A 25,878-nucleotide genomic window follows, 5' to 3' on the forward strand; every position below is an offset into this window, starting at 1 on the left:
GACAGATGACCTTGCCGCTCTGCACGGGCGCATCTGCGCGACCTACGCGCTTTTGGACTTCCTGCTATCCGCAGTCACAGCCCGCGCCGGCCCCGCCACACACTCCTACAAGATCTCCCGCAGGATAGCGGCCGCACGGCGCGCGGAGCCTCGCCTGGCGCCTTTGCTGGTCCGCATGAGGGCATACACGCGCATCCGCAGGCTGGCGGCCCACGGCGTGCTGGTCGGCGCGGGCGAGGTGCTGTCGTATGCCTTCTACAGGCCGGACGGCACGAGGCGGCTTGTGATGGAGGTGGTAACGATCCCCAGACAGGAGCTCGAGCGGCTCGCCGCGGAGTTTGATGGTTATGTCGCGGAGGTCTTGGCGGTGGTGGGGTGAAATCCGACAGGCTGTCGGATTTGCTGCAGACCGGTTCATGAGCGTGGCGGAGACGTTCCATGGCAAATGTAACACCGTGTTACATTTGCCACCCACCGCCCTCTATGCCCTCGCCAGCCACGCTTGTCCCCAACCTCAGCTCGCCTGAGGGTATTCCCCCCAATCTGGCTGGGGGGATGTGTCGCCCAGCGGCGGAATGTTTTTGTAGCCTGTTCCCCATTGTGCCCTCGTTGTCAGATATCCGGCGCACGCGGCGCTTCGATGACAACCAAGGTGGCATAACAAATGGTATTGGTCAATTAGTATTTGTGAGATTAGTACGGCCGGCCGCTGAAAACAATTTTATGCATATGCCGTACACGCTCGATCGGGATGGCCAGGTCTTGCTCCGGGTTAAACTGGTGCAGGATTAGTGATTCGTCGTCCTGTGAAACAAACTGCTTCACGATCCCCTCCGTGGGTTCCGTCTCGCCGCTTTCAGCCAACTGCACGACCACGAAATCGCCCCTCGCGACAGGAAGGCGAGGGTGCACGTAGACCCTCTCCCCGGCGTAAAATCGCGGAACCATCGATTCACCGTAGCAGTACACCACATAGCTGCCAGCAACGTTTGCCAGCTCAGGCGGAGCGGGGACCGTATCGTATGTCGTGTCGGAAATATGGAATGCGCCAGCGTTGCCGCCCGCAGCCACGCCCAGAACAGGGAGCTCCTTCGCAAGTGGCGGACCCGCCGGAATCATGGGGACGACTGTTGTCACGCCACTCGGGCTACGATGCTGCCCTTTGACTCGGAAAGGCGTTCGGACTTCCCGCGGAGACATCTTGTTTGGCGATAGGCCGTGAATTTCTAGGGAAAGCCCCAAAACGTCGACGAGCGCCTTTAGATTCCTAGGCTCGGCGACGTCCCCGCGCTCGATGGCTGCAATTGCCTGCTGGGACAGGCCGACTTTCTCACCAAGGGCAGCCTGGCTGAGTCCCATTGCAGTGCGCGTTTCGCGTACCAGTTCGCCAAGCGTCACCGTCGCCTCCTTCAAAAAATAATTGTCGTTGTGCCACAACGGGTTGGCGAGCGCAACTAATTTCCCGTTTGACAATTTGGTGATTCTTATGCAAATTGTTTGTACAAATTGATGAGGGCCAACCACATGTCCGCACAGTTCGATGTCCACACGCCACCAGATTCCCCCGCAGAGATCGCTGCGCAACTCATTGCCGAGTCCGGTGGCGACCGTGACGCCGCGACGGACCGTTTAGCTGCCATCGCCCGCCGAAGGCCGGAATGGCACCATGAAATCATAAGAAGATGGGCCACAGCTTTGGTCGGCGAGGCCGCCCGCTCGCGCAACATGACAATTCGCGCCAGTAGTGTCCCCAACACCGCCGCGACCGAGCGGGCGAACGAAAGGGCACGCGCCTATGGCGGAGCGGCTGCGGAGTCTTTGCTTTGCTACGAGCTGCGCGTGAACGGCAAGTCGGTTCATCTCGGCGATGCGACCGCGGCGCAGGTCGCGGAAGTGGCACGCCGATACATGTCGCAGGGAAGCGCGATGGTCCGTACGGGACAGTGGTTGCAAAGAATTGCTGCCGCGGTGCCTGATGGCAAGCTCGTGCGCCAAGTATTTAGCGCCAGAGAATTGGGGCGACATCAGTCGTCCCGAAGGAAAGCCGCGTGAGCGGCGGGGCGGGCCAACAAGAGCGCGCAACCCATTGGTGCATCGCCCGCCCCAAATTTTTTGAACTCGTGGGCCAGGACTTCGACGAAACCCATTGCTCTGTCGCCCACGTACCCAATCGGCTGGCCATTCCCTATTCGCAACCCAGAACAGGTACGCCAGCCACCCTCATCGATGGGGCCACCCAGATCGCACAACCCATTGTATTCGCGCCCCATCCCACCCCTTGCTGCGGGCCACTGCACGAGCGCAACCCATCGAGCCTCCGCCCTCAGCACCCCAAGGAGAACACCCATGCTATCCGTCGCCGAGATCGCCGAATCGACTACCCGAAATTCACGAATTGCTGCTGGCCACAGCGGACGCGGAACCCAGGCCACGCGCGCCAGCAGCAACACTAACCGAAGCGAGGGGGCCACCCCAGGCGCGCCACCCACAATAGAGCCGCTCCCTCGCTTCGCCACCCCAGACGCCGTCCCGCTTGCGCCCTACGAGCCGACGGCCGAGATCACGCAGACCACCGACCAAATCATCGAAATTTGGCGGCTAAGGCAGGACATGGTCTCGGCGCAGACCAAATTGACTCTGCAAGCGCTCGCGCTTCTCCGCCGCGCCGTGGGCGGCGATAAGAAAGAGGCCGCCGCTATATTCGCCGCCGTCAAAAATGGCGAGCCGCACCGCCTGGCCGCGCACGTCCTGCCGCACCTTGCCGCGCTGGAGCCCATCGAAAGGCAACGCGCGGCCTATGAGAAATCCCTCGTAAAGCTCGTCAGGACGTTGCCGATCCATGCGTGGGCCAAGTCCGTTAAAGGGCTCGGCGACCTCTCCCTTGCCGGCATCGTAGGGGAATGCGGAGACGTGGGCACTTACAAGAGCGTCTCGGCGGTTTGGAAGCGCATGGGCCTTGCGGTGATCGACGGCAAAGCCCAGGGCCGGCCGGGGCAGGGCGCAACGCCCGATGATTGGGTGACGCACGGCTATAACAAGCGCCGCCGCTCAGTGTCCCGCGTCGGGCTCCAGTACGTGATTGGCAGCATGGGGCTCTATAGGGCGCCGTTCGGCGCGGATGACCCCGGAGCTACCGAGTACCAGAAGGTCTTTACCGACCGCGCTCGATACGAGGCGCAGGCGCTCGGCTTGCCAGTCAAAGAGTCCAAGACAGGGAAGGATTCCTATGACGCGCACGTCGCAAACCGCGCGCTGCGGTATGTCGAGAAACGCGTTCTAAAACATCTCTATCTTGAATGGCGGCGCTCCTAGCGCTGCCTGGGGCGGGCCAATGGAGGTGCGTAACCCGGCAGCCAGTCGCCCGACCCACACGCCGATCGGAACGTTGCGGCGATACGGCCAGCGAAACCCACGTACCATTCGCCTCGCGTTCCGACCAGCGGCTGGCCAAGAAGCCCTCGCAACCCACCACTGGTACGCCAGCCGTCCCCCTTTTCGCACACAGGTGCCATGCCCCACATCCCGCGAATAACGCCCCTTGAGCTGATGTGCCCAGGATTCGAGTCCGACACGGGAATCTGTCTCTCGATCGCCAGGGGTGCCGTTCGGCTGACCCTGAACGACAACGAAGCGCGTGAGCTCATGGATTTCCTGAAGGAGAATCCGAGGCTGAAAGATCGCGCGAAAGGCGGAAGGAACGTCAAGGCCAAATATAACAGGCGCTCACCATGACCCTCCTAACACCCACCACGCCCACGGCGCTGACGCCGTATAACCAGACCGGCAGTACCCTCGTCGACCAGGGCTTTAGCGCGATCCCATGTCGGCCTGGATCCAAGAGGCCAGGCTCCTACAGTTATGGGCAATGGTACGGCCGGAACGATTGGCAACAATACTGTTCTCGCCTTCCGACCGACTATGAAACCCGCGCTTGGGAGCGTTGGCCGGACGCTGGTGTCTGCGTGGCCCTGGGCTATGCGGGCCTCATAGCGGTCGACATCGATACGGACGACCCGGAGCTGTGTGCAGCGCTGGCTGCGGTCATCCCCGAATCCCCGATAATGAAAAGAGGGCAAAAGGGTTTTACGGCTTTCTATACCGGGCCTGACAGCATCAAGTCGGCCGCCTTCAATGTGAACAACGAGCGCGTCGTGGACCTCCTGGCTCACGGCAAGCAGACGGTCGTCCCGCCAACGATTCACCCGGAGACGCAACGGCCTTATCAATGGATAGGCGAGGCGCTCGAAACCACGACGCCCGATCGCCTGCCCACACTCCCCGCTGACATCGCCGAGCGCATCGCGGAAGCTTTGTCCCCGTTTGGATACGCCCCGACGCATACCCCCAGGCCGCAAGGCGATGGCTATGGCCACTCAATTTGGCGCGACCTCAACGCCAAGGCGCTCGAAGACCTCGACGCGTGGGTGCCTGCGCTCGATCTCCCCAAATGCAAAAAGACGCCACGCGGCTACGTGGCTGTGCCGTTCTGGCGACCGTCAAATCGCGGCCGGCCCACCCACCAGCGCAACCCGAATCTGAAAATCACCCGCGACGGTATCAAGGACTTCCATGACGGGGATCGCGGTTACACCGCCCTCGACGTCGTCATGGAGGCGCTCGGTTGCGGGCTCGACTTCGCGGACCAGTGGTTGCGTGAAAAGCTCGGCTACCAGGAGCCGGACCTTTACGGGCTCGAAGCCTGGTTCCCGAAGGTCGCTGCCACGGAATCCGCGCCCGAGCCATCCGAGCCCCAGCCTGTCGCGGCACCACGTGCCAACGTCAACCCGTTCACGCCGTCTGCTGCCGGCGGGCTCCTGCAGGCCATCTCCCAGTGGGTCTTGGACAATGGACGGCGTCCCGTGCCTGAGTATGCCGTCATGGCCGCCACGACGTTCCTGGCGGGTCTGTACGGCCGTCGCTGCGTCGGACCTACCGGCGCGGGGCTGAACGTCTACTTCGTGGGCTTGGGCTCCTCTGCCCACGGAAAGGGGCATCCGTTGAAGGCACTCAAGACCCTGGCCGTCGACACCGGCTTGCAGCAGCTCGTCGTTGCCGGCGACTTCACGGCCGACAGCGCCATCGAGCGCGCCCTGCGACGCTCCCCGTCCATGGTCGTGGCGTGGGACGAGTTCGGGCTGGTCCTCCAGGGTGTGAACGGCAAGAACGCATCCTCCTGGACGCGCACGGTTCGGCGCGCGCTCCTGGAGGTCTACAGTCTGTCGGCGGACATGTGGACCGGCAAGCAGTATGCGGATCCGAAGCGCGACGATCCCGAGCCGATCTTCTGCCCCACGCTGTCGATCCTGGGCATGACCACGCCTTCAACGTTCTATGACGGTCTGGCGGACGGCAACCTATCGGACGGCTTCCTGAACCGCATGACGGTCATCCACGCCACCGAGACGCCCGAGCGCCGTAAGGCGCCTCCGGTGATGATCACGCCGCCTTCGTTGCAAGCGGCCATCAAGGATGCGGCAAATACCCAGTTCGGCCGGGGCAACCTCGCAGGCGCAAACCACCGTGATTCCCGCGCCAGGCCCCCCCTCCACGTCGTCGAATGGGACAGCCCCGCTGTCGAAGCCCGCTGGCTTGAAATCGAGGATTGGCAGATCGCCGAGATCGAGGAGCGCAACGGCGTCGAGGGCATCATCGGGCGCACCGCCGAGCAGACGATCAAGCTCGCCACCATCCGCGCGCTGTCCCGTGACGGCGCCCGAGCGCGCGTCACACTCGACGATGTTGAGTGGGGTTACGCCGTCGTGCAGCGCTCTCTTGATTGCCTCGATCGCGGCGTGCGTGAGCACATGGCGTCAAGCGAGTTCGAGTCCCTCTGCAAGGCGATCGTCGCCGCCCTGCGGAAGGCAAAGGACGGGTCGATGGGCATGGCGTCACTGTTGCGCGTCAAGGGCATCTCACGATCCGAGGACCGGCACGTCAACGCCGCCATCGACAGGCTGGTGCGGATCGGGGAGGTGACCAAGGTCCACAACCCGAGGCGCGCCGGATTCAGCCTCAAACTGACGGAGGGCTATGATGTAAAACCGGTGTAGCCAATGATGCAAACGGCCGATTCTTGCATTCTTAATGATGTAAGGATGCAAAAATTTCGGTCGCTCTTACATCATTGGATTCCCTTACCCCATAAGGCTTTCATATATTAATAATGTAAATATAGGGGGGGTACACATCTACTCTAAAAAGAAGGGTAGATTCTGAGAAAAGGGTATTAATTACATTATAGGCAAGCCCCGTCCCGAGAAGCGGGGGAAGCTGCGCCGCTGGCGCTGCCCATAACACACCCTACCGATAGCCATCACCACCAGGATCCAGATGGCCCCCAGACGAATTCCGGAATGGCGCTTGCAGCACGCTGCTGTTCGCGCCCTGTTTCAAGCAAAGAAATCCGGCCAACCGCTCCGCTATGCCGGCAGCATGAGCGCCGGCAAACGCAGCCCCCGAGATCGAGCGATAGCAAAAGCAACCGGGCTGGAACCCGGCGAACCCGATCTGTCGATCTATCTCCCCGGCGGGCGATTATTGCAGATCGAGATCAAAACCACGGACGGCGAGCTGTCCTCAGAGCAAATCGACGCCCACGCCGAAATTCTCGAGCTGGGCTTCCCTCCCGTGGCCGTCGTCATCGCCAAGGACGAAGACGACGCAGCCAGCCAGACCATGGCGCTCGTGCGCCAGCGCATTCAGGACAGCCAATGACCATAGCAGCCAATGACAACGCCCCTTCGGCCCGAAAGCTCGCGATGGACGCGGAGCGGAAGAGAGACGACCGAGCGGCTGAAAAATTGAAGCGCTCGATCAGGGCTCGACAGGCGATCGGGGAGGGATGGGACGGCAGGGCCGACAACGACAACATCGCATGGCCCCTGGCCAAGGCGCTACTGGCCGAAAAGAACGGCGACCTGCTCAAATACGCCATCCGATATCGGCAGATCGAAGCCAGCGCGACGAGCGGCGCGCTGCTGGGAGGGACATCGCAGGGCATGGAGTTCATGCCGCTCGATCAGCGAACCTGGCTCAATGCGAAGGGCGAGGTTGTTAACAAGGGGGCCCGGAAGCTAACCGCCGTGGAGGTGACCGGCGACATCGGCACGCAGAACGGCGCGAAGGTCGCAAAGAAGTGGAACGGCGACGCCAAGGTCAATGCGATGATCGACGACAAGGCCTTGCTGGCACAGTTGCGCAGCCGGCTGGGCCTCATCCTTGAGCCCTTCGAGGATCTTGTGCTGCACGGCGCTACGCTGGAGAGGGTTGGGCGCGCACTCGGTTCGGGAAACATCAATGCAGCAACTGGAGCGGCTAAGGCTGTCGCCCACATGGGCCTCATCGCTATCCGCGACGCACTTGGCGAAATCAGGCGAGAAGACATAGCAGCGTAGCTGCTCATGACCAGATCACCCTCCCGTGCGGGTTAATGGGAAGCCAATCAACTTCCACCGAATTTCAGGAGCGCGTCCTCGATGACGAAGCGTCCAAGCCTCGACCACTATGACAATCGCGACTACGACAACGCCACGCTTTTGACGGGCGACGCATGGGCCAACGATGCCCTGTACATCTCCATGACCGAGGGCAGAACGCATGCCCGCGACAAAGCGCTGCTGAAGCAGTTCGGCGTGGATGGAAGCGTCCCGCTCCATCAGGCGATGATCAACGCTGGCCTGGCAGCCAATGACAACAACCCACCTGTCGCCATGGCCGTTGCCGCATAGCAGAATTTGGGCAGGCTAACAGTTTGCCGATGCGCTCAGCGATCGGACTGCCCACGTAACGACGCCGCCTTGGCTGTGTGCCGGGGCGGCTCACCAATTCACACGGGAGAGCCACGAGGGTGGATGCCTGCGGTTCGTTCGCGGACATGAAAGCCCGAAGCCAAAGCGGACGTCGTATGGCTCCGCAGACAGTGGCGCAAAGTCATTGCGATGTGCCGACCACTTCGAATTCAAAGTCCTGCTGATTGCATTGCTCGCAGACGATGTTGAGCGCCTGGGGGATATTGGCGGCCTGTAGTTGTTCCTGTGAGGGCAGGAGGTCGTCGTAGGGCTCAATAGCGATCCCGCGCTCGTTGATGATATGGCAGTGCTTGCAGACGGCATAGTACCGAACTGACGTTGCACTCAGCTGGTCCGCGGTTAACGGCGGGATGTTTGAGATCTCGATATGGGCCATCGTTTCTCTCCATAAATGTTCCCTATTTGTTCACGTTGAGATTGCTGAGTCAACCCACGGTCATTCCCGGACTGCCTCTGGCGCTCGCCGCTATGCCGCCGGCCCAGGTGACGTGCCGCACGATGCGCGGCCGCCGTCGCCGACCCTCGGAGACAAATCCGACCGGATCGGGTTCCTAGGCCGATCACGACGGGACAAAGGCCGGGGATTATTCGGGAAGGCGCCAAAGCCGGAGAGTTGGGGCGGGCTGTAAACCCGCTGCCTTTGTTGCTGAGTAGGTTCGACTCCTACCCTTCCCACCAGTTCAGCGCGGCAGTAACCGGGGCGGATTGCCCACACGGCGAGCCCGCGCCTGGTGCGGTGACACGGTGATCAGCATGCCGTGGGTGCCCGCCTGATCAGGGCATTTCACTTTGCGAGGGGTTGCTGGCCTCGCCCGCACCACCTCATCAGCCGCCGTAGCTCAGCTGGAAGAGCAGTCCCTTTGTACGGCACAGGTCGCGGGTTCGATTCCTGCCGGCGGCTCCAATCATAGGAATATCATGGGCAAAAAGATGCTTGCCGCTGGCGCCATCATCGGGCTGGCGCTGATCGCTGTCGGCGAAATCCTATGGCGCATCATCCTCCCGACCATCGGGCTTCTCTGGTGGTTCGGGGTGCTGTGATGCACGCCGTCACGATCGCCTTTTGGGTGCACGCCATTCATTGCATGTGGGTTAGCGTGTTCGGTACCTGATCGCCGCAAGGCGACCCTCGGCCGGGTCGAGCGCCTCGTTGCGCTCCCCGGCCGTTTTTGTGAGGGCGATCAATGGCGGACGATCGACGGCCATGGCGCGGCCTCTACAAGACGGCCGCATGGCGCCAGCTGCGTCTCTCCTGCCTCGCTGCCCACCCGCTGTGCGTGATGTGCGAGGAGGTTGGCGACGTCACTCCGGCTGACACTGTGGATCACAAGATCCCCCATCGCGGCGACACCGCGCTGTTCTTCGATCCGGGCAACCTGCAGAGCCTCTGCAAGCGGTGTCACGACAGCCACAAGAAGCGAATCGAGAACGGTCAGATCGTCACCGCGACCGGCCTCGACGGCTGGCCGATATAGTTTCAAACGAAACCAGTCCCCAGTTGGCACGCCAGATAGTTTCACGCGCAACTATCGACCGTGTCCCATTTTGGGACGGGGAGGGGTGTGTCATATTTCACACACATTTAGGGGCGGGTACCGACTGGGGTGACGACTTCTGAATAACCGCAACAAAAAAGGCATTTGAGGACGCCATGGCAACCCGAGGTAGAAAATCGGCCGCCAGCAAGGAAGCTGTGCCGGCGATGCTGCCTGGGCAGAGGCCGAGGCCTCCAGCGGGCCTCACCGCCAAGCAAAAACGAGAGTGGGGCGCGGTGGTCAACAGGCTGCCGGCGGATTGGTTTACTCGGGAGACACATGCGCTGCTGGTCCAATATGTCCGGCACGTTGAGCGCGCCGACATCCTTGCGAAGGCGATCGACAAATTCCCGCCGGCTGATCTCGAAACCGAAGACGGCGTCGAGCGCTACGATAAGCTCACCAAGATGGCCGAACGAGAGGGACGGGCGCTTTCATCGCTCGCCACCCGCATGAGACTGACGCAGCAGTCCAGATACAACGCGAAGAACGCGAACACCGGCGCCGAAAAGGCAGGCACGGCATCAACGAAGCCTTGGGAGAGCTGATGACGCGCGGTGAACGCAATTGTCGATGGATTGAGAAGCACTGTTACATCCCAGAGGGCGCCCACATCGGGCGCCCTGTTCGTTTGAGGCCTTGGCAGAAAGACATCATTCGCGGCATCTATGACAATCCGAGCAACACGCGCCGCGCGATTGTCAGCCTCGGTCGCAAGAACGCCAAGACGGCCCTTTCCGCCTTCCTCCTGCTACTCCACCTTTGCGGCCCGGAAGCCCGGCCAAACAGCCAGCTCTATAGCGCGGCCCAGTCGCGAGAGCAGGCATCCGTCATTTTCAACCTGGCGGCCAAGTGCGTCCGGATCTCCGCGAGTCTGCGGGACTATGTGACAATCAAGGACTCCGGCAAGGAGCTTGTTTGCGGCGAACTGGGCACAAAGTATCGGGCGCTTTCTGCCGATGCCGGTACAGCCTACGGCTTGTCGCCGATCTTTATCGTGCATGACGAGCTTGGCCAGGTAAAAGGCCCGCGGTCGGAGCTCTATGAAGCCCTGGAAACCGCCACCGGCGCGCAGGAAAATCCTCTATCGATCGTGATCTCGACGCAGGCGGCGACCGATGCGGACCTGCTGTCCGTCCTGATTGACGACGCGATCAAGTCGAACGATCCAAAGATCCGCGTCTTTCTGTACACGGCGCCGATGAGCATAGACCCGTTTACGGAAGAGGCGGTGAAGATCGCCAACCCCGCCTTCGGCGACTTCCAGAATCCAGCCGAGACGCTGCAGATGATGGAAGAAGCGCGGCGCCTTCCGTCTCGCGAGGCAGCATACCGCAATTTGGTCCTCAACCAGAGGGTCGAGTTAAACAGCCCCTTCATGCCGCGTGCTGTTTGGGAGGCGTGCTCCGCAAAGCCGGACCATGATTTCACCGGTCGCCTGGTGTACGGCGGTCTCGACCTGTCTGAAACGACTGACCTGACAGCGTTGGTGCTCGTGGCGCCGGCTGGGGGTGGAGCATGGGACGTGGTACCCACGTTCTGGCTGCCGGGCGATGGACTTGCCGAGCGGGCTCGTGCGGATCGGGTTCCCTATGATGTTTGGGCCGATAGCGGTGCCTTGAACGCTATTCCGGACGCTCGGAGTATCGAATACGACTATATCGCGCGGTATCTGCGAGGTGTATTCGACCGCTACAACGTTCAGAAGATCGCATTCGACCGCTACAACTTCCGTCACTTCCGCCCTTGCTTGATCCGGGCTGGCTTCTCTGAAGATGAGATCGAGCAACGCTTCGCCGAGTTCGGCCAAGGCTTCGTCTCCATGTCTCCAGCGTTGCGGGCGCTCGAGACGTTGGCGGTCAATCAGAAGCTGAGGCACGGCGGGCACCCCGTGCTCAACATGTGCGCGGCGAACGCTATCGCGAAGCCGGATGATGCCGGTAACCGCAAACTGACTAAGGCGCAGAGCCGCGGTCGTATCGACGGAATGGTTAGTCTGGCCATGGCGGTCGGAGTGGCTAGCGAGTTCGTCGAAGAATCTGCGCCAGCGACATCTCCCTGGGACGATCCCAGCTACTCTTTGGTGGCCTGATGAAGATATTTGGATATGAGCTTCGTCGGGTGAGCTCCAACGAGCAGCGGTCGACGGTGACGGTGAGCGCCCCTTATGGGGAGTTCATAGAATTCTTCGGCGTCAGGCCCGTGGACATGCCGAATGTGACCACGGACAGCGCCCTCACTGTTCCGGCCGTTCTTGCAGCGGTCACCTTCCTGTCGCGGACGTTGGCAGCTTTGCCGCTACATGCCTACCGCTCCACCAAAGACGGCGCTGAGCGTCTTTCCGGCAAGATCCACACTGTCGTTCATGACGCGCCGAACGACAACATGGATAGCTTCAAATTCCGCCAGTACCTCTGGCAACAGGTTTTTACCGGTGGCCGGGGGCTTGCATGGATAGAGCGGACCCCGCAGGGCATCGAGGCCCTTTGGCCCCTCGATCCTGTGGCGACGACTATCAGTCGGGCGGCTGGGGTGACGACTTATACCTGTGACGGCAAGCAGTACCCGTCTGCTGACGTGATCGATGTCCCATTCATGTTGAAGCACGACGGGCTGTCGCATTACGGCCCGATCGACCGGGCGAGTAGCGCAATCCAGCAAGCCCTGGCAATGGCTGACTACGGCAAGAACTTCTTTGCTGGGGGAGGCGTACCGCCGCTGGCGCTTACCGGCCCGGTGCCTGCTGGCGACGAGGCCATGCAACGAGCGCGGCGGGACATCAAGCGCGTGATAGATGCCGCCAAGGAAAAGCGCGAACCGGTCTTTCCTATCCCGCCAGGGTACGAACTCAAGCCAGTCGGAATTGACCCTGAAAAAGGGCAGATGACCGATGCGAGGCGCTTCCAGGTCGAGGAGATCGCCAGAGGCTGGCAATTGCCGCCTGTGTTTCTGCAGGATCTAACTCGGGCCACCTTCACTAACGCTGAGCAGCAGGATCTTCATCTCGTCAAGCATTTGATCGGCCAATGGGCCGGCGCCTTGGAAGGCGAGATGAACCTGAAGATGTTCGGCCGCGGTCGTGGAAATCGGTATGTCGAGCACAACCTGGACGGATTGATGCGCGGTGATTTCACGTCGCGAATGACCGGGTACGCCACTGCCGTACAGAACGGAATCCGATCCCCTGACGAAGTAAGGGCGCTGGAAAACCTGCCAGCACATGGCGGCTGGGCTGCAAAGCTGCACATTCAGGGCGCCACGGTGCCACTGGGTGAGCAAGTAACGGGTGGCGAGGATCCGCCCGCAAACGATAACAGCGGCTCTGAGGCGGAAGCGGCATGACAGAATTCGAGAAGAGAGGCGGCACGCTCGGTGTCGAGGCGCGGGATGATGACAGCAAGCGGACCCTGATTGGATACGCCGCGGTTTTCAACAGCGACACAACGATCGGGGATTACTTCGTGGAGCGCATTGCGCCCGGAGCATTCGACGCCGCCTTGAACGCTGATGTGCGCGCCCTTGTGAACCATGACACGGGGCGGGTGGTTGGCCGGACGAAATCAGGTACGCTTCGGTTGTCGGCGGATAGCCGCGGCCTGCGGGTCGAGATCGACGTTCCGGACACGGTCGATGGTCGCGATCTTTGGACCCTGGTCCAGCGTGGCGATATCTCGGGCATGTCGTTTGGATTCAGCGTGACCAAACAAGAGTGGGACGAATCCGGCGACAGGCCGGTCCGCACCATTTTGGGCGTCGACCTGTTTGAGGTCAGCGCCGTCGCTTTTCCGGCGTACGACGACACAAGCTTGGCGATGCGATCGCTTGAAGCGATCCGAACAGACGGCGAGCGCCGGCGTAGCAACGCGACCGCAGCGCGTAGACGCATCGCAGAGCGCAAAGCTCACATGGAACAGTCAATTCGGGGCATCCGGCAGGAAGCGCCCTAATCACCCGGCGACGCCGGAGGGCGGGAGCCTCCTGCCAGAAACCACAGCAGCCCGCTTAGCGGGCTTTTTTATTGGGTATGTCAATGTCCCTTACTGAAATGCAGCAGAAGCGCGGCGAACTGGTTACTCAGGCCCGTGAAGCTCTCGATGCGATCAAGACGAACACCGACGAGGCTCGAGCCAATGAGCTTGAGGGCCGCCATGACAGGATCATGGCGGATCTTGACAGGCTCGATCGCAATATCGAGCGCGAAATGCGGGTAGCTGAGGCTGAACAACGTCAGTCGGATGCAGCCGAGGCCGAGCGGCGCGCCCGTCGCCCGACTGGCCGTGACGTTGAGGCTCCCGGCCGCTCTGACGCTGCTCCACTGGAGTATCGTCAGGTCTTTCACAAGTTCCTCGCCGTTGGCGGTGATCCGTCCGAACTGACGTCGGAAGAGCGCGCCGTTCTTCGCCGTGGCGCTGAGGCAAAGGCTGAGTTCCGCGCTCAGACTGCCGGCGCGACGACTGCCGGCGGCTTCACGGTCCCGACCGAGCTTGCCGGCTTCATAATCAAGACGATGAAGGCCTGGGGGCCGATGTACGATGAGGACATCTGCACCGTCCTCAACACGGCAAGCGGCAACCCGATCAAGATCCCGACCGTCGATGACACCGCCGTCACTGCTGAGAAGCATACGGAAGCGACGGCCCTCACTGACGACGGCGGCAAGGACGTCACCTTCGGGCAGAAGTCGCTTGATGCCTACGTCTACGATACCGAGTTCATTCGCTTCTCCATGGAGCTGGCACAGGATTCGATCTTCAACGTCGAATCCCTGCTGGGTGACCTGCTCGGTGAGCGCCTTGGCCGCCTGGCTAACAGGGAGTTGACTGTCGGCGACGGCGCTGGCGATCCCAACGGCATCGTCACGGCGTCGAGCCTCGGCAAGACTGCCACCGCAACCGCAGCGATCGCCAGCGACGAGATCATCGATCTTCTTCACTCGGTGAATTCGGCCTATCGCCGCTCCCCGAAGTCCCGCTTCATGTTCGCGGATACGACCCTGGCGGCGATCCGTAAGCTGAAGGACGGCCAGGGCAATTACCTTTGGGCCATGGGCGATATCACCACGGGCGAGCCCAGCACGCTGCTCGGCTACCGCTACAGCATCAATGACGACATGGATGCGCTCGCGGCGGCCAAAAAGGTCATGCTTTTCGGCGATTTCAGCAAGTATTTTGTACGAAAGGTCGGATCTCCCGTCATTGGCGTCCTTCGTGAGCGCTTCTGGCCGGATCTCGGCATCGCTGGCCTCATCCGCTTCGACGGTGAGCTTGGCGACACTGCTGCGGTGAAGCACCTCATCACCGCCGCTTCGTAACCAACGTTGGCGCCGTACATCGCGGCGCCAACCCCTACCGAGGTGATCCCCATGAAGATCAAGATGCTCGTCGGCATCGCCGGCACTGACTTCGCTTTGTCTCCCGATGAGGAGACGGATCGCTTCTCGACCAAAGAGGCGACGCGCATGATTGAGGCCGGATTTGCCGTCCCGGTCGCTGACGAGAAGGTCGAGCGCGCCACAAAGAAGCCAGCGCCCGAAAAGCGAGGCTAGTATGTGGTATCCCGCGACTGTCATAGAAGCCCCGGAAGGCACGGCCCCGCTCACGCTCGATCAGGCCAAGCGTCAGTGTGGCATTCCGCTGAGCCGAACGGACCTGGATGACACGCTCACGTTGCTGATCATGGCCGCGCGGGATCATGTCGAGCGCTATTGCGCCGTCAGAGTGCCATCCCAGAGGCTGAGAGTGAAGTGCGATAGGTTCGGCGATTTCGAACGTGTTCCTGTCGCGCCGGTGCAGTCTGTGGCCTCGATCAGCTATAGGGACGCTGATGGAGTTGTGCAGACGCTGGATCCGACACGGTACGAGCTCCGCAACGACGATCTCACGGTCTCGATTGTCCCGGCTTTCGGTGTGCGTTGGCCGGTAATCCAATCCGGCTCGCGCATCACCGTTGATGCTGTTGCAGGCTACGTCACGGCGCCGCCGGCACTGTCCTCTGCAATGCTTCTACTAGTTCGATCGCAGTATGGCCTGACCGGCTCCGATGTGAATCTGAAGAAGAAGGTCGTCGAGGGCATTGGCTCCCGCGAATGGGACATGACTGGATCGGTTGACGCGATCACGCGCCAAGCTGTTGCCAATTTTCTCGAGCCCTTTCGCTGTTGGCCACTGCTGTGATGACCCCCGATGAAATGATCGCCGATCTGGATGCCGCTTTGGCTGCGGATGGCACCGACATCGTCTTCCGGCAGACGCGCAAGGCGCCGACGCCAGATGAAGACACGCCAATTAAGGGCCATGTCAGAGACACGGGCGCGGTGGAGAGCGGCAACGGCGTGGCCGCGGTTCGCTCGGTCGTGATCATCTCGCCAACCGGCCTGCCTGCTATCCCGAAGCGCCTCGATCAGATCCTCATTGATGGCAAGGTCCGCACTGTCCAACTGCCGCGCGTCAAGCGGGTAGAGGGTCAGGTGGTACGCATCGAACTCGACTGCGAAGGCGTGCCAGGCTGATGGCTGTCAAGGTGAAGGTCGATCCGATCGACCGCGACATTGCTCTTGCACTGTCATCGAGCGTTGGCCCTGAAGCCCGTAGCAAGATCATCGCCGATTTCGCCCGAGAGGAACTTGCTAAAGCGCAAGTGCAGAATAAGCAGGCCCTCGGTCACGAGACGCCTCACACCGCCTTCGTCGACGGCCAGGAAGGCGCCCCCCTCGATAGCGTGAAGCCGGACGGCCGGATCGTCTTCGAATTCGACCTGGTCAACGAGATCTTCGCTTGGATTGGCGAGCAGCTTGTCCTGCACTCCCCCGTCCTCACGGGCCGCTATCGCGGCTCTCACAAGTTTTATGCGGACGGTGTCGAGATCGAGCCCGGTCTGAACGTGCCGGATGCTCAGGAATATGCCTTCGTCAACATCCAGCCCTATGCCCGTAAGATCGAGCGCGGCTTCTCTGAGAAGGCTCCGGACGGCGTCTTTGAGGCTGTCGCCGCGCTCGCCAATGCCCGCTTCGGCAACATGGCCCGCATCCGCTTCTCATACCGGACTGTTGCCGGATCCACGAAGGATCCGGACACCAGGCAGCCGGCTGTCATCATCACACTGAGGTAGCCGGATGCCCAGCAAAGCAGTCGCCGACGCCGTCGAGGCGCGGCTTTCCGCTCTGTGGACGCGGTGCCCCGTGTTCGACATCAACGAAGAGCCAACCGGCCCGGAAGATGGATCCGCCTTCCTGGAGGTCCAGTACCCCGTCGCGAACCGGGGACAGATCACCATCGGAGCGCCGGGCAACAACGTCTTTCGCGAGGAAGGCGCCATCCGCTTTGTCCTGCGCACCGATCGTGGCCAAGGGCGCGATACGGCTCTCGCATGGGCTGATGAGCTGGCGATGATCTTCCAGGCGAAGCAGTTCGACGGTGTCACCACCTGGGCGCCGTCAGCCCCTACGCTCGATGGCCGGAACTATTCTGACAACTATTTCACCGTGACCTTCGCGGTTCCCTACTACGCCGACACGCTCGGCTGACCCCTTCAACAATTCACCGGCGGGCCGATCGCTCGCTTTTCTCGGGTCGCCTGCGGAACCCGCACGACCATTTTGGAGGCCCGCATGGCCGATCTGCAGTCAACCAACCGCGTCAAGCTTGCCAAAGTCCGCGAGGTCACCGCCGGCACCACGCCGCCCAACCCCGCCTTCAAGGAGATCCGGCAGACGTCGAGCGGCCTCAATGCCGCCCCACAGACCGTCACATCGAATGAGATCCGCGCCGACCGCCAGGTCGCTGACCTCATCCTCGTCGGCCTCCAGGTCGCTGGCGATGTCGGCGGTGAACTGTCGTTTGGCGCGGCGGACGATGATTTCGAGGAAGCGCTCCAGGGTACGTGGGCCAGCAAACCCGCGATCGTCGTCGCGACCGTTGACACCGAGATCTCGGATGTCACCGCCACCACGGTCACCGTGGCGTCGGGTGGCGCAGCCTTCAAGGCTGGCCATCTTGTCGCGCTGAGCGGCCTTCCCACACCGGCCAACAACAAGCTGGCACGGGTCACCTCGTCCACTGCGACGACCATCGTGTTTCCGGCTGCCACCTTCGCGATCGAGGCGGACCCTATCCCTGTCGGTGCGGCAGCCCGCGTCGTCGGTTTCGAGGCGGCTTCCGCTGACGTCGCGGCCGTCACCGCCGGCGGCAATGGTCTCACTGCGACGGCTCTAGATTTCACCACGCTCGGGCTCAACGTCGGGGAATGGGTGAAGATCGGCGGATCTGCCACGGGTACCCAGTTCGGGACCGCCGCGAACAATGGATGGGCTCGTGTGTCGGCCATCGCCGCGGGCAAGCTCTCGTTCGATCAGGTACCGGCCGGCTGGAATGCCGACACTGGCACTGGCAAGACGATCCAGATCTTCACGGGCGATTTCCTCAAAAACGGCACAACGAAGCGTTCCTCCACCTTCGAGCGCCAGTATCTCGATCACTCCCCGGTTAGTTACGAGTATTTCCGTGGTCTGGAGCTGAACACGCTCAGCATCAGCGCTCCGGCGCAGCAGATCGCGACCTACACCAAGGGCTACATCGGCCGTGAGGCTGAGATCCTGTCAGCCCGTGTCTCTGGTGCGACCGATATCGCGGCGACCACGGGCGATGTGCTCAACACCTCGTCCAACGTCGGACGGATCGGCATCGGCGGTGTCGCGGTCACCGGCCCGAACTTCGTGATGTCGGCGACGGTCGAGATCAATAACAACCTTCGGGCGCAGAACGCGGTCGGCTCGATCGGTGCTGTTGGCATTGGCAACGGCGAATTCGCGGTGACGGGCACGCAGGAACTCTATTTCGGCGACAAGTCCATTTACGAGGCCGTCCTCGGCAACACGCCGTCGAACTTCAGCATCCTGTTCGGTCGTCAGGACGGTGCGCGGCCCTCGATCCTGATCGACATGCCGTACACGAAATACTCGTCCGGCGCGCCGGGCGTCAGCGGCAAGAATGCCGACGTGATGCTGTCGGCCAACTTCCAGGCGATCCGTCACCCGACGCTGGGCTACACCATGGCGGTCCAACGCTTCCACTATCTGCCGGCGTAACGCCGCAGAACGACAGCCGCACGGCGCCCAACGCGCCGGGGGCGGCCGGCGGGCGGTGTGTCATGGCGCTGCCCGCCATCCTTTCCATGACAAGGAGTGTTTCTTATGGATATCAATAGCATCAAGGTCGATAGCGCCGTAATCGAGGTGGGCGAGTGGGTGCGGAAGATCCCAGAAATGGGAGACCTCGGCCTCAAAGTCCGCGGCGAGGGCAATGAGGATTTCAAGCGGTTCCTCAATCGCAAGCTTCGCAATGTGCCGAAAGGTGCACGTCATCGTGACGGCACCGTTCCGCCCGCACTCATGGAAAGCATTATCGGCGAGGCGCTGCTCGAGACAGTCCTTATCGACTGGGCAAATCTCAAGAATGGGGACGAAGACGTGCCCTACAGCAAGGAACTTGCCCGCACGTTCCTCACCGACAAGGATTATCGCCATTTCCGCACGGCGGTTCAGTGGGCTGCGTCGTTCGTTGCGGGCGGCCAGGAATTCGCTGACGAGGATGAGGGGGGTGCTCAGGGGGAGGCTGAGTACCCTTTTCCAACCTCCAGTCCGCAGTAGAGTGGCAGCAGGGTTGGAGCCGGCATAGCGCAGCCCTGATCGCCAATTTCGAGGATCGGGGGTTACCCGTGCCGGAGCATTTGCTCCCGCCGGATCTCGATCCTCTTGAGAGCGATCTTTTGGCCGCTTTCAATGAGCTCGCAACGGATAGATCCATCAGCTTCGGCGTCGGGCCTATCCCGTTCTCGTCGATTGACAGATACGCGGTTCGATATGGTTACGATGGCGCCGAAGATTTCGAACTCCTTCGACGCGCCATTCGCGTGATGGACGCGGTGTATCTCGAGTCGGTTAACAAGCAAAAAAGCGGCCCAGCCAAAACAGCTTAGCCCATCGACCGATACACTGCCCACCTCATTAAACTTTCCACAATCACGCTCGGGAGATCTCTCGACTGCGGAGTGCGTCATGCAATTGAACGCGATCAAGCGCATCGATATCCAGGCCACGACGTCGGGTGTCGAGCAGGCAACTGCCGGCTTGAACAAGATGGCCGACGCGCAGGGACGCGTTGCTGCCACTGGCGACACCATGGCGACCGCCACCGAGAATACGTCTCGTACGGCGCTGTCGGCCGAGAAGTCTCTGGAGCGCCTGGCTCGTCGCCTCGATACCGAATACCGGATGACCAAGCAGGTTGCCGAGGCGCAGGCCCTACTCGATCGCGGGCGCGGGACAGCCGCGGAAAAGACCGAGCAATATGCTCGTGTGCAGGACTATGTCATTCGGCAGTCGAAATCTCTGGAAGCGGCAAACAGCAATGCTGCGACTGGTATCGTCAAAGTTGGCGACACGAGCAAGGTCGCCGGTCACCACATCCAAAATCTCGGCTACCAGCTCAACGACGTCGCCACCATGTTGGCGATGGGTGCCAGCCCCTTCCAGGTTCTGGCGAGCCAGGGTGGCCAGATTGCGCAGATTCTTGGCCAGACCGGCGTTTCGGGCGCCGTCAAGGGCATCGGAAGCGCAATTGGTGGCTTGATTACCCCGGTCACCGCAGCCGGCACCGCCTTCGTTGCCCTCGGGGCAACTGCCCTTCTTGCCTACAAGGCGTTTAATGACGGTCAATCCGAACTTCAGCAGTCGCTGAAGGGCGTTGGCGCCGCCACTGGCGCGACGGTCGACGATCTCAATCGGATGGCTGAGGCTGGTGCAAAATCGGGAAACGTGACCGTCTCTGCTGCCCGTTCAATGGCCGCTGAATTCGCGAAGACCGGAAAGATCGGCCTGAGTAATTTCGAAGACCTGATCGGTATCACCGAGCGGTTTGGCAAGACGGTGGGCCTGGCGGCCGGCGACGCAGCATCTGAGCTATCCCGCGCTTTTTCGGATCCGCTCGCCGGCGCAGACAAGCTCAACGAGACGTTGGGCTTCCTCGACGGCAAGACCCGCGATCATATCCGCTCCCTGGTCGACCAGAACGACCAGATCGGAGCCCAGAAAGTTCTCATTGATGCGTTGCGCCCGGCGATCGACGGGGCGGCGGTGTCGACGACCGGTCTCGCTGGAGCGTGGGACACCGTCGCGAAGGCCGCGAGCAATGCGTTCGCGTGGATCGGTCAGGCCATCTCGGCTGCACCGAAGGCTCAGCAGTTGGCGGTGCTTCTTGAGCGCCGGCAGAAGATCGGCTCCTACGATTCCTTCTGGGACAACCTCAGTGGTGGAAAATTCTCTAACGAGTTGAAGCAGTTAGACGGTCAGATCCTGGACCTTCAGAAATCCATCGCCGGCGACAATTTCAAAGCTGCGTTCGGCCAGGCGGCACAGGGCGCCGCGAAGCTGTCCCTGGAGGTCGACAAGATCAATGACGGCCTAGACCCGATGGGAGCGAAGTATCGTACGCTCAAGGCCCAGGCAGCTGATCTGCAAAAGCAGGTCGATACGGCCAACGGTCAGTTCGATCGCTTCGACACAACGGTGAATGGTCTCGGCGCCAACCGCGTGACTGACCTGGAGAAGACGAAGCGGTCTCTCGATATGGTCACGCAGGCCTACAAGTCCATGGAGATGGCAAACGGCAAGATCATCACGCAAGAGGATCTGCTGCGCCAAAAGGACGAGGCGAGGCTGAAGGCCCTTCAGGCGAAAACCCCTGCGGAAAAAGCTGCTGCCGCACAAGAGCAGGCACGCCTTGATTTGATCGGCGAAACTGTCGGGGCGCTGGACAAGCAGGCGCGGATTGATCGCGCGGGGGCTATCGCGCGTCAGCAGGCTGCCAACGCCGCAGCGAAGGCGAACAAGGACGAGATGAGCGCCATCGACGGTCTCATTCAGTCCACTGATCAGCGCATCGAGCAGCTCAAGCTAGAGGCTCAAGGCTATGGAAAGAGCAGCGAAGAGGTGATGCGCCTTCGCGCGGCTCAGCAGATGCTTAAGGCTGAGCAGCGTGACGGAAAGGAAGCGACCGAAGCTCAGAAGAAGGCCTTTGAACAACAAACTGAAGAGCTAATTCGGTGGGTAAAGACCGTTGAGGATTCGCAGCGGGCGACGCGTGCTTTGAACGATGCTCAGCAGTTCCTGGGCGATAACTTATCCGGGTTCGTCGAGGACCTTATCTCGGGCACTGGCTCTTTAAAGGAGGCGCTCCAAAGCCTGGCGGACGTATTCCTTCGCTCCGGTCTTCAGGCTCTCCTGACTGGAGAGGGCCCGCTGGCCGGCATTCTCGGGCTACAAGCCTCCGAGAAGGGCCAGCAAGGCGGTCTTTTCGGGATGCTGATGGGTAACGACATCAAGCTTTTCCGAGAGACTGTGGCCAAAGGCACAACGGATGGCGTCACGAAGGCCATCGGTTCGGGCGGCGAATCCGGCAGCTCGGCTGTCGGGAGCATATTTGGCGTTGACGGTAAGGCGTTGATGGGGGGCATAACAGCCCTGGCAAGTTTAGGCGCCGCCTACGGAGGTGGCATGGCTGCAGGCTCACCCGGTATGGGTGCGGCTACTGGCGCTCTTTCTGGCGGAATTGGTGGCGGCGCACTTGCAGCGTCACTGTTGGGTACCGCGGCCTTCACCGGCCCGGTCGGCTGGGCGATCGCAGGTGTGGGGGCTTTGCTCGGTGGCGGCCTCGGCTTTCTTGGAGCGTCACAGTCTCAGAAGCAGCGCAAGGAAGAGCTGCGTCGCCAGGCTGAAGAGAACTATCAGGCTGCCAAGCCGCAGGTCGCGCAACTAGGTCAGATGTTCCGTGGTGACGAGCTGGGCAACATTCAGCAGCAGATCCAGGCCGGCATCGACAAGCTGAATGAGCTTGGCCCGGTGCTCGTGAATGCTGGTCATGTGGATGAGCTGATCGCACTTCAGAACGATTACAACACCTTCGTCAACCGACTGAAAGACGAATTCCGCGCCGACTTCTCCGGCACGATCGACGAGCTGCGCGCCGGGCTCGGTGCTCAGGGTCCGTTCAAGCAGGCATCCGACGCGGTGAAGCAGTTCGGGGACAGCGCCAAGTCCTTCGTTGCTGACACGGCGACCGCCTTTGGTGAAGGCGCATGGCAGATCCAGAACGCGCGTGATGCCTCGATCGATTACGCCCTGTCGATGCTCGACCAGGCCAAGACGCTTACCCAAGTGCAGCAGCAAATCCAGTCGATCAACGGCACGGCTGCCGGCCTGTCGAAGGTGCTTCAGGATCTCGGGATGTCGGCGGAAGATGCCGCCAACGCCATCAACCAGCGCGTCGGCGCGGCAATGGATCGGCTGCGGTCGGCCTTCACCGATGGCCTTGAGCGGCGCCTCAATGAGGCGAGTGATCGCGGTTATATCAATGAGATCAGCGATCAGATCGCGCAGTACCGCAAGGATTTGTCGGATGCGGCGGCGCTCGGGCTCGATGGCGCGCTCGCGGCCAAGGTTTTCGCGGCCGAAGCCCAGCAGATCGTCAATGGCGCCGAACTCGCGGGCGACGCCTTCAACGCCCTCGTGCAGCAGTTCCCGGAGCTGGCCGGCGTCGTGAAGGAGTTCTCGCAGGCGCTCGCCGACATGGGCAACGACCTCGCTGCCATCGCCCAGCGCCAGCAAGGCTACTACGATCGCATCTTCAACGCGGCCAACGACAACAGCACGCTGGAAGGCGCCTTGAAGGCCTTCGACCGCCAGGCGCAGCGCGAGCGTGAAGCGGAAGTGAAGGCCGGCGGGCAGGCTATCACCGATCTCGAGCTTGCCCTTGCCGCCGAGCGCGTGAAGATCGTCAATGACTTCGCGGCCAAGGCCAAAGCGGCTGAGCAGCAGGCGGCCGAACAGGCGGCGCGCGCGGCACAGCAGAAGGTCGACGAAGCGCAGCGCGCGGTCGATGACGCTCGCTCGGATCTTCAGCGGGCCTATGAGCAGCAGGCTTCCACCATCAACGCCACGATCTCGCGGCTGGAAGCCTTCACCTCATCCATCCGCAAGCTGCGCACGGACCTTCGCTTCGACGACAGCCTGTCGCCCTACAACGATCGGCAGCAGCAGCAGGAAGCCCAGGCCACCTTTCAGGATCTGGCGGCGAAGGCGATGGCCGGCGATCAGACGGCCATGGACCAGCTCGCCGACGCGGCGCGCCGGTATCTGGAGGAATCCAAGGCCTATTACGGCTTCAATGAGGTCTATGCCCGGATCTTCGAGGAGGTGCAGTCCACCCTTGAGGCGGTCGGCAGCAAGTCGCAATCGGAGCTCGACATCGCCCGCGCGCAGCTCTCCGCGCTCGACGCGCAGGTCAGTGGGCTGCTTACGGTCAACGACAGCGTGCTGACGGTGGCGGCCGGCATCGAAAAGCTGAATGCGGCGGTTGCCGCCTTGGCCGCGGCACAGGCCGCCCAGATCGGCAACGGCACGGGCACGCCCGACCAGCGCACGGCCTATGTCACGTCCCTCTATCAGAAATACTTCGGCCGCCAGCCCGATCAGGCCGGCCTTGATTTCTGGGTGAAGTCGGATCTGTCGACGTCGCAGCTCGACCAGGCTTTCGCCGATGCGAAGGCGGCCGGCGCCATGCGGCTCGGCGGCATCGTTGGGGCTTACGCCCGTGGTGGCCTTGTCGGCAATGGTGTCTGGGATGTCGATAGCGTCATGGCCCGCTATGCCGGCGGGGGCAATATCGCCCTGGCAGGCGGGGAGCATGTGACCCGTGCGCCTTCCGTCAATCCGGCGACCTATCCCGTGCTCGATTACATCAACCGTACCGGCCGCGCGCCGGCCAATGACGACGGCGCCAAGGAGGAAATCCGGGCGCTGCGGAATGACGTCGCCAACCTCACGGGTGTCGTCGAGCGGCTCCTTGGCCAGAACGTCGAGGCGTCGCGCGCGACGTCGTCGGCGGTGAACAAGCAGACCGTGGCGATCGAGCGCCAGGCCATCGGGCGCCGGTAAGGAACATTCATGATCTATCTCGTCGAGATCGACGCCCATAACGGGGCGGCGCTGCTGACGTTTCGCTTCGCGACAGAGGCGTATATCACCAGCCCGTCAGACAGCCCGGCCAACACCATCTATGAGCCGCGCATTGAAGACTCCGGTTCGTTTTCGGCCAATCTGTACAATGCCGGGCAGACCGGCGGCAGCGCCTCCATCGGCTTCGGCGATCTCATCCTCGCCAATGCCGATGGAGGGCTCGATGCCTGGTTTGACTATGGCTTCGACGGCCGCCGCATCGAGATCAAGCAGCTGGCCGGCGTGGCCTCGTCCTTTTCCTCCGCCGTCACCGTCTTCAAGGGCACGATCGAGACCATCGACACGACCGATGCCTGGCAGACCCTGCGCGTGCGGATCTTCGATAACCGGCTGACGCTCGACCGGCCCTTGCAGGTCAACCGCTATGCCGGGACGACGCTTGGCGCCGGGAATACGGCCGAGGGCACGGAAGACCTGCGCGATCAGCCGAAGCCGCTTGCCTTCGGCAGCGTGTTCGGCGTTCGCCCCTATGCGGCCAATCCCTTCGACGGCGTGTTTCAGGTAGCGGACAACGCGGTCTATGGCATCCAGGTCTATGATGGGGGCTCGCCGCTGACCGGCGTCGGGAACTATGGATCGCTCGCGGCCTTGATCGCCGCGACCGTGCTACCGGGACGCTACGCGACCTGTCTCAACCTCGGGCTCTTCCGCATCACGCGGTCCGCGTTCCAGCTCACCGCCGACGTGCAGGAGGGCGTGCAATGGTACGAGCGTAATGCCGCCGCCATCGTCCGTAAGATGCTTCAGCGCGCTGGCCTCACCACGGCGGATTATTCCGAGGCGAGCCTTGCGGCGCTGAGCAGTCTCAGCCTGTCCGAATGCGGCGTCTGGATCGACAGTGATCAGCATATCCTGGACGCCGTACAGCAAGTGCTGAACTCGGTCGGCGCCTGGATCGCGCCGAATGCCAATGGCGTGCTGGAGGTCGGTCGCTTCGAGGCGCCGGGAACGCCGGTCACCACCATCACGATGGATGACATCATCCGGCCGGAGAATATGACCTTCGAGGTCACGAATGATGCGGGCCGGGGCGTGCCCGTCTGGCGCGTCGTCGCTCGCTACAAGCGGAATTACACGCCGTTGTCGGGCTCCGAGGTCGCGAAGTGCACGCAGCAGAATGAAGACTACAAGGCCTATCTCGCCACGGAATGGCGGGAGCGGAAGGCGGAAGATGCCGCGATCAAGACCAAGTACAAGAACGCGGGCGAGCTGACGATCGAGACATGCTTCACGCAGCCGACCGACGCGCTTGTCGAGGCGACGCGGCTGCTCTCGCTCTACAAGGTCAGGCGTGACCGGGTGAAGGTCGTGCTGTGGGCTGAGCGGGCCGCCGGCATCAAGCTCAACGACACCGTCACCGTGCAGGTGCCGCGCTTCGGCTATGCGGCCGGGCGCCCCATGCGCGTGATCGGACGCGATGAGAGCCGCGCCGAGAACATCGTCACCCTCGATCTGTTCGGCTGACCCT

26 protein-coding genes and 2 tRNA genes are annotated in these 25,878 nt (G+C 61.9%); 26 read left to right on the forward strand and 2 right to left on the reverse strand.

Annotation, left to right across the window (positions count from 1 at the left end; translation table 11 throughout):
- Positions 1-175: 175 nt before the first annotated feature.
- Positions 176-379: a hypothetical protein gene (locus tag KIO74_RS01520; RefSeq protein ID WP_213329859.1), complete on the forward strand. Its 204-nt coding sequence runs from the start codon at positions 176-178 to the stop codon at positions 377-379.
- Between the two features lie 314 nt (positions 380-693).
- Here the strand turns inward: KIO74_RS01520 and KIO74_RS01525 are convergent, their stop codons facing one another.
- Positions 694-1,548, reverse strand: a complete 855-nt coding sequence (locus tag KIO74_RS01525) for an XRE family transcriptional regulator (RefSeq protein ID WP_213329861.1) — start codon at positions 1,546-1,548, stop codon at positions 694-696.
- On the opposite strand from KIO74_RS01525, the gene KIO74_RS01530 reads away from it, so the two are divergent.
- From KIO74_RS01530 to KIO74_RS01555, 6 genes are all read left to right on the forward strand, one after another.
- Entirely contained in the window at positions 1,525-2,052 is a 528-nt protein-coding gene (locus KIO74_RS01530; RefSeq protein WP_213329863.1) for a hypothetical protein, read from the forward strand. The genes KIO74_RS01525 and KIO74_RS01530 overlap by 24 nt on opposite strands.
- Positions 2,053-2,346: 294 nt before the next feature.
- Entirely contained in the window at positions 2,347-3,312 is a 966-nt protein-coding gene (locus KIO74_RS01535) for a hypothetical protein (protein WP_213329870.1), read from the forward strand.
- 416 nt (positions 3,313-3,728) lie between these two features.
- A complete protein-coding gene (locus KIO74_RS01540) occupies positions 3,729-6,050 on the forward strand; it encodes a bifunctional DNA primase/polymerase (protein ID WP_213329872.1) in 2,322 nt (773 codons plus the stop codon).
- 310 nt (positions 6,051-6,360) lie between these two features.
- The gene (locus tag KIO74_RS01545; protein WP_213329875.1) at positions 6,361-6,714 is read left to right on the forward strand and encodes a VRR-NUC domain-containing protein; all 354 of its coding nucleotides are present in this window, start codon (positions 6,361-6,363) and stop codon (positions 6,712-6,714) included.
- The gene (locus tag KIO74_RS01550) at positions 6,711-7,394 is read left to right on the forward strand and encodes a hypothetical protein (RefSeq protein ID WP_213329514.1); all 684 of its coding nucleotides are present in this window, start codon (positions 6,711-6,713) and stop codon (positions 7,392-7,394) included. Before KIO74_RS01545 ends, KIO74_RS01550 begins: the two co-directional genes overlap by 4 nt.
- 81 nt (positions 7,395-7,475) lie before the next feature.
- Complete coding sequence (locus KIO74_RS01555; RefSeq protein WP_213329517.1) at positions 7,476-7,727, forward strand: hypothetical protein; 252 nt, start codon at positions 7,476-7,478, stop codon at positions 7,725-7,727.
- A 202-nt stretch (positions 7,728-7,929) separates the two neighbouring features.
- Here the strand turns inward: KIO74_RS01555 and KIO74_RS01560 are convergent, their stop codons facing one another.
- Entirely contained in the window at positions 7,930-8,184 is a 255-nt protein-coding gene (locus KIO74_RS01560) for a hypothetical protein (protein ID WP_213329519.1), read from the reverse strand.
- A 214-nt stretch (positions 8,185-8,398) separates the two neighbouring features.
- Here KIO74_RS01560 and KIO74_RS01565 point away from each other — a divergent pair.
- The 19 genes from KIO74_RS01565 to KIO74_RS01650 all read left to right on the forward strand — a co-directional run bounded on the left by KIO74_RS01565 (position 8,399) and on the right by KIO74_RS01650 (position 25,874).
- Positions 8,399-8,486, forward strand: a tRNA-Tyr gene (locus tag KIO74_RS01565).
- 150 nt (positions 8,487-8,636) lie between these two features.
- Positions 8,637-8,712 (forward strand) — tRNA-Thr (locus KIO74_RS01570).
- A 14-nt stretch (positions 8,713-8,726) separates the two neighbouring features.
- Positions 8,727-8,849 (forward strand): hypothetical protein, encoded by a 123-nt coding sequence (locus tag KIO74_RS32120; RefSeq protein ID WP_283772104.1) that lies wholly within the window; start codon positions 8,727-8,729, stop codon positions 8,847-8,849.
- A gap of 143 nt (positions 8,850-8,992) precedes the next feature.
- Complete coding sequence (locus tag KIO74_RS01575) at positions 8,993-9,283, forward strand: HNH endonuclease (protein WP_213329877.1); 291 nt, start codon at positions 8,993-8,995, stop codon at positions 9,281-9,283.
- A 218-nt stretch (positions 9,284-9,501) separates the two neighbouring features.
- On the forward strand, positions 9,502-9,891 hold the full coding sequence (locus KIO74_RS01580; RefSeq protein ID WP_213329879.1) for a hypothetical protein: 390 nt from the start codon (positions 9,502-9,504) through the stop codon (positions 9,889-9,891).
- Positions 9,891-11,435 carry a terminase large subunit gene (locus KIO74_RS01585; RefSeq protein WP_249730824.1) on the forward strand — a complete coding sequence of 515 codons (1,545 nt, stop codon included), beginning with the start codon at positions 9,891-9,893 and terminating at the stop codon, positions 11,433-11,435. The genes KIO74_RS01580 and KIO74_RS01585 overlap by 1 nt, the downstream gene beginning before the upstream one ends.
- Positions 11,435-12,685, forward strand: coding sequence for a phage portal protein (locus tag KIO74_RS01590; protein ID WP_213329883.1), 1,251 nt, complete (start codon positions 11,435-11,437; stop codon positions 12,683-12,685). The genes KIO74_RS01585 and KIO74_RS01590 overlap by 1 nt, the downstream gene beginning before the upstream one ends.
- On the forward strand, positions 12,682-13,290 hold the full coding sequence (locus tag KIO74_RS01595) for an HK97 family phage prohead protease (RefSeq protein WP_213329885.1): 609 nt from the start codon (positions 12,682-12,684) through the stop codon (positions 13,288-13,290). The genes KIO74_RS01590 and KIO74_RS01595 overlap by 4 nt, the downstream gene beginning before the upstream one ends.
- 83 nt (positions 13,291-13,373) lie before the next feature.
- On the forward strand, positions 13,374-14,654 hold the full coding sequence (locus KIO74_RS01600) for a phage major capsid protein (protein ID WP_213329887.1): 1,281 nt from the start codon (positions 13,374-13,376) through the stop codon (positions 14,652-14,654).
- Between the two features lie 51 nt (positions 14,655-14,705).
- Complete coding sequence (locus tag KIO74_RS01605; protein ID WP_213329889.1) at positions 14,706-14,888, forward strand: hypothetical protein; 183 nt, start codon at positions 14,706-14,708, stop codon at positions 14,886-14,888.
- A 1-nt stretch (position 14,889) separates the two neighbouring features.
- A complete protein-coding gene (locus tag KIO74_RS01610; RefSeq protein ID WP_213329891.1) occupies positions 14,890-15,516 on the forward strand; it encodes a head-tail connector protein in 627 nt (208 codons plus the stop codon).
- A 14-nt stretch (positions 15,517-15,530) separates the two neighbouring features.
- Positions 15,531-15,851 (forward strand): hypothetical protein, encoded by a 321-nt coding sequence (locus tag KIO74_RS01615; protein WP_213329893.1) that lies wholly within the window; start codon positions 15,531-15,533, stop codon positions 15,849-15,851.
- A complete protein-coding gene (locus KIO74_RS01620) occupies positions 15,851-16,450 on the forward strand; it encodes a hypothetical protein (RefSeq protein ID WP_213329895.1) in 600 nt (199 codons plus the stop codon). Before KIO74_RS01615 ends, KIO74_RS01620 begins: the two co-directional genes overlap by 1 nt.
- A gap of 4 nt (positions 16,451-16,454) precedes the next feature.
- Positions 16,455-16,865 (forward strand): phage tail terminator-like protein, encoded by a 411-nt coding sequence (locus tag KIO74_RS01625; RefSeq protein ID WP_213329897.1) that lies wholly within the window; start codon positions 16,455-16,457, stop codon positions 16,863-16,865.
- An 84-nt stretch (positions 16,866-16,949) separates the two neighbouring features.
- On the forward strand, positions 16,950-18,425 hold the full coding sequence (locus tag KIO74_RS01630; protein WP_213329899.1) for a phage tail tube protein: 1,476 nt from the start codon (positions 16,950-16,952) through the stop codon (positions 18,423-18,425).
- Between the two features lie 105 nt (positions 18,426-18,530).
- A complete protein-coding gene (locus tag KIO74_RS01635; RefSeq protein WP_213329901.1) occupies positions 18,531-18,986 on the forward strand; it encodes a phage-derived protein YdaY family protein in 456 nt (151 codons plus the stop codon).
- Between the two features lie 68 nt (positions 18,987-19,054).
- On the forward strand, positions 19,055-19,315 hold the full coding sequence (locus tag KIO74_RS01640; RefSeq protein WP_213329903.1) for a phage tail assembly chaperone: 261 nt from the start codon (positions 19,055-19,057) through the stop codon (positions 19,313-19,315).
- Positions 19,316-19,394: 79 nt separating this feature from the next.
- Entirely contained in the window at positions 19,395-24,329 is a 4,935-nt protein-coding gene (locus KIO74_RS01645) for a phage tail length tape measure family protein (protein WP_213329905.1), read from the forward strand.
- A gap of 9 nt (positions 24,330-24,338) precedes the next feature.
- Positions 24,339-25,874 (forward strand): hypothetical protein, encoded by a 1,536-nt coding sequence (locus KIO74_RS01650; RefSeq protein WP_213329907.1) that lies wholly within the window; start codon positions 24,339-24,341, stop codon positions 25,872-25,874.
- Positions 25,875-25,878 lie beyond the last annotated feature (4 nt).

It is taken from the genome of Chelatococcus sp. HY11, assembly GCF_018398335.1.
Lineage (GTDB): Bacteria > Pseudomonadota > Alphaproteobacteria > Rhizobiales > Beijerinckiaceae > Chelatococcus.

Bases quoted from the DNA above. Each gene is read 5' to 3' on its own strand.
- KIO74_RS01550 (WP_213329514.1), top strand. From the start codon at position 6,711: ATGACCATAGCAGCCAATGACAACGCCCCTTCGGCCCGAAAGCTCGCG.
- KIO74_RS01520 (WP_213329859.1), top strand. From the start codon at position 176: ATGAGGGCATACACGCGCATCCGCAGGCTGGCGGCCCACGGCGTGCTG.
- KIO74_RS01620 (WP_213329895.1), top strand. From the start codon at position 15,851: ATGGCTGTCAAGGTGAAGGTCGATCCGATCGACCGCGACATTGCTCTT.
- KIO74_RS01555 (WP_213329517.1), top strand. From the start codon at position 7,476: ATGACGAAGCGTCCAAGCCTCGACCACTATGACAATCGCGACTACGAC.
- KIO74_RS01605 (WP_213329889.1), top strand. From the start codon at position 14,706: ATGAAGATCAAGATGCTCGTCGGCATCGCCGGCACTGACTTCGCTTTG.
- KIO74_RS01630 (WP_213329899.1), top strand. From the start codon at position 16,950: ATGGCCGATCTGCAGTCAACCAACCGCGTCAAGCTTGCCAAAGTCCGC.
- KIO74_RS01590 (WP_213329883.1), top strand. From the start codon at position 11,435: ATGAAGATATTTGGATATGAGCTTCGTCGGGTGAGCTCCAACGAGCAG.
- KIO74_RS01540 (WP_213329872.1), top strand. From the start codon at position 3,729: ATGACCCTCCTAACACCCACCACGCCCACGGCGCTGACGCCGTATAAC.
- KIO74_RS01585 (WP_249730824.1), top strand. From the start codon at position 9,891: ATGACGCGCGGTGAACGCAATTGTCGATGGATTGAGAAGCACTGTTAC.
- KIO74_RS01615 (WP_213329893.1), top strand. From the start codon at position 15,531: ATGATCGCCGATCTGGATGCCGCTTTGGCTGCGGATGGCACCGACATC.
- KIO74_RS32120 (WP_283772104.1), top strand. From the start codon at position 8,727: ATGGGCAAAAAGATGCTTGCCGCTGGCGCCATCATCGGGCTGGCGCTG.
- KIO74_RS01530 (WP_213329863.1), top strand. From the start codon at position 1,525: ATGTCCGCACAGTTCGATGTCCACACGCCACCAGATTCCCCCGCAGAG.
- KIO74_RS01560 (WP_213329519.1), bottom strand. From the start codon at position 8,184: ATGGCCCATATCGAGATCTCAAACATCCCGCCGTTAACCGCGGACCAG.
- KIO74_RS01635 (WP_213329901.1), top strand. From the start codon at position 18,531: ATGGATATCAATAGCATCAAGGTCGATAGCGCCGTAATCGAGGTGGGC.
- KIO74_RS01600 (WP_213329887.1), top strand. From the start codon at position 13,374: ATGTCCCTTACTGAAATGCAGCAGAAGCGCGGCGAACTGGTTACTCAG.
- KIO74_RS01575 (WP_213329877.1), top strand. From the start codon at position 8,993: ATGGCGGACGATCGACGGCCATGGCGCGGCCTCTACAAGACGGCCGCA.
- KIO74_RS01650 (WP_213329907.1), top strand. From the start codon at position 24,339: ATGATCTATCTCGTCGAGATCGACGCCCATAACGGGGCGGCGCTGCTG.
- KIO74_RS01625 (WP_213329897.1), top strand. From the start codon at position 16,455: ATGCCCAGCAAAGCAGTCGCCGACGCCGTCGAGGCGCGGCTTTCCGCT.
- KIO74_RS01645 (WP_213329905.1), top strand. From the start codon at position 19,395: ATGCAATTGAACGCGATCAAGCGCATCGATATCCAGGCCACGACGTCG.
- KIO74_RS01595 (WP_213329885.1), top strand. From the start codon at position 12,682: ATGACAGAATTCGAGAAGAGAGGCGGCACGCTCGGTGTCGAGGCGCGG.
- KIO74_RS01610 (WP_213329891.1), top strand. From the start codon at position 14,890: ATGTGGTATCCCGCGACTGTCATAGAAGCCCCGGAAGGCACGGCCCCG.
- KIO74_RS01535 (WP_213329870.1), top strand. From the start codon at position 2,347: ATGCTATCCGTCGCCGAGATCGCCGAATCGACTACCCGAAATTCACGA.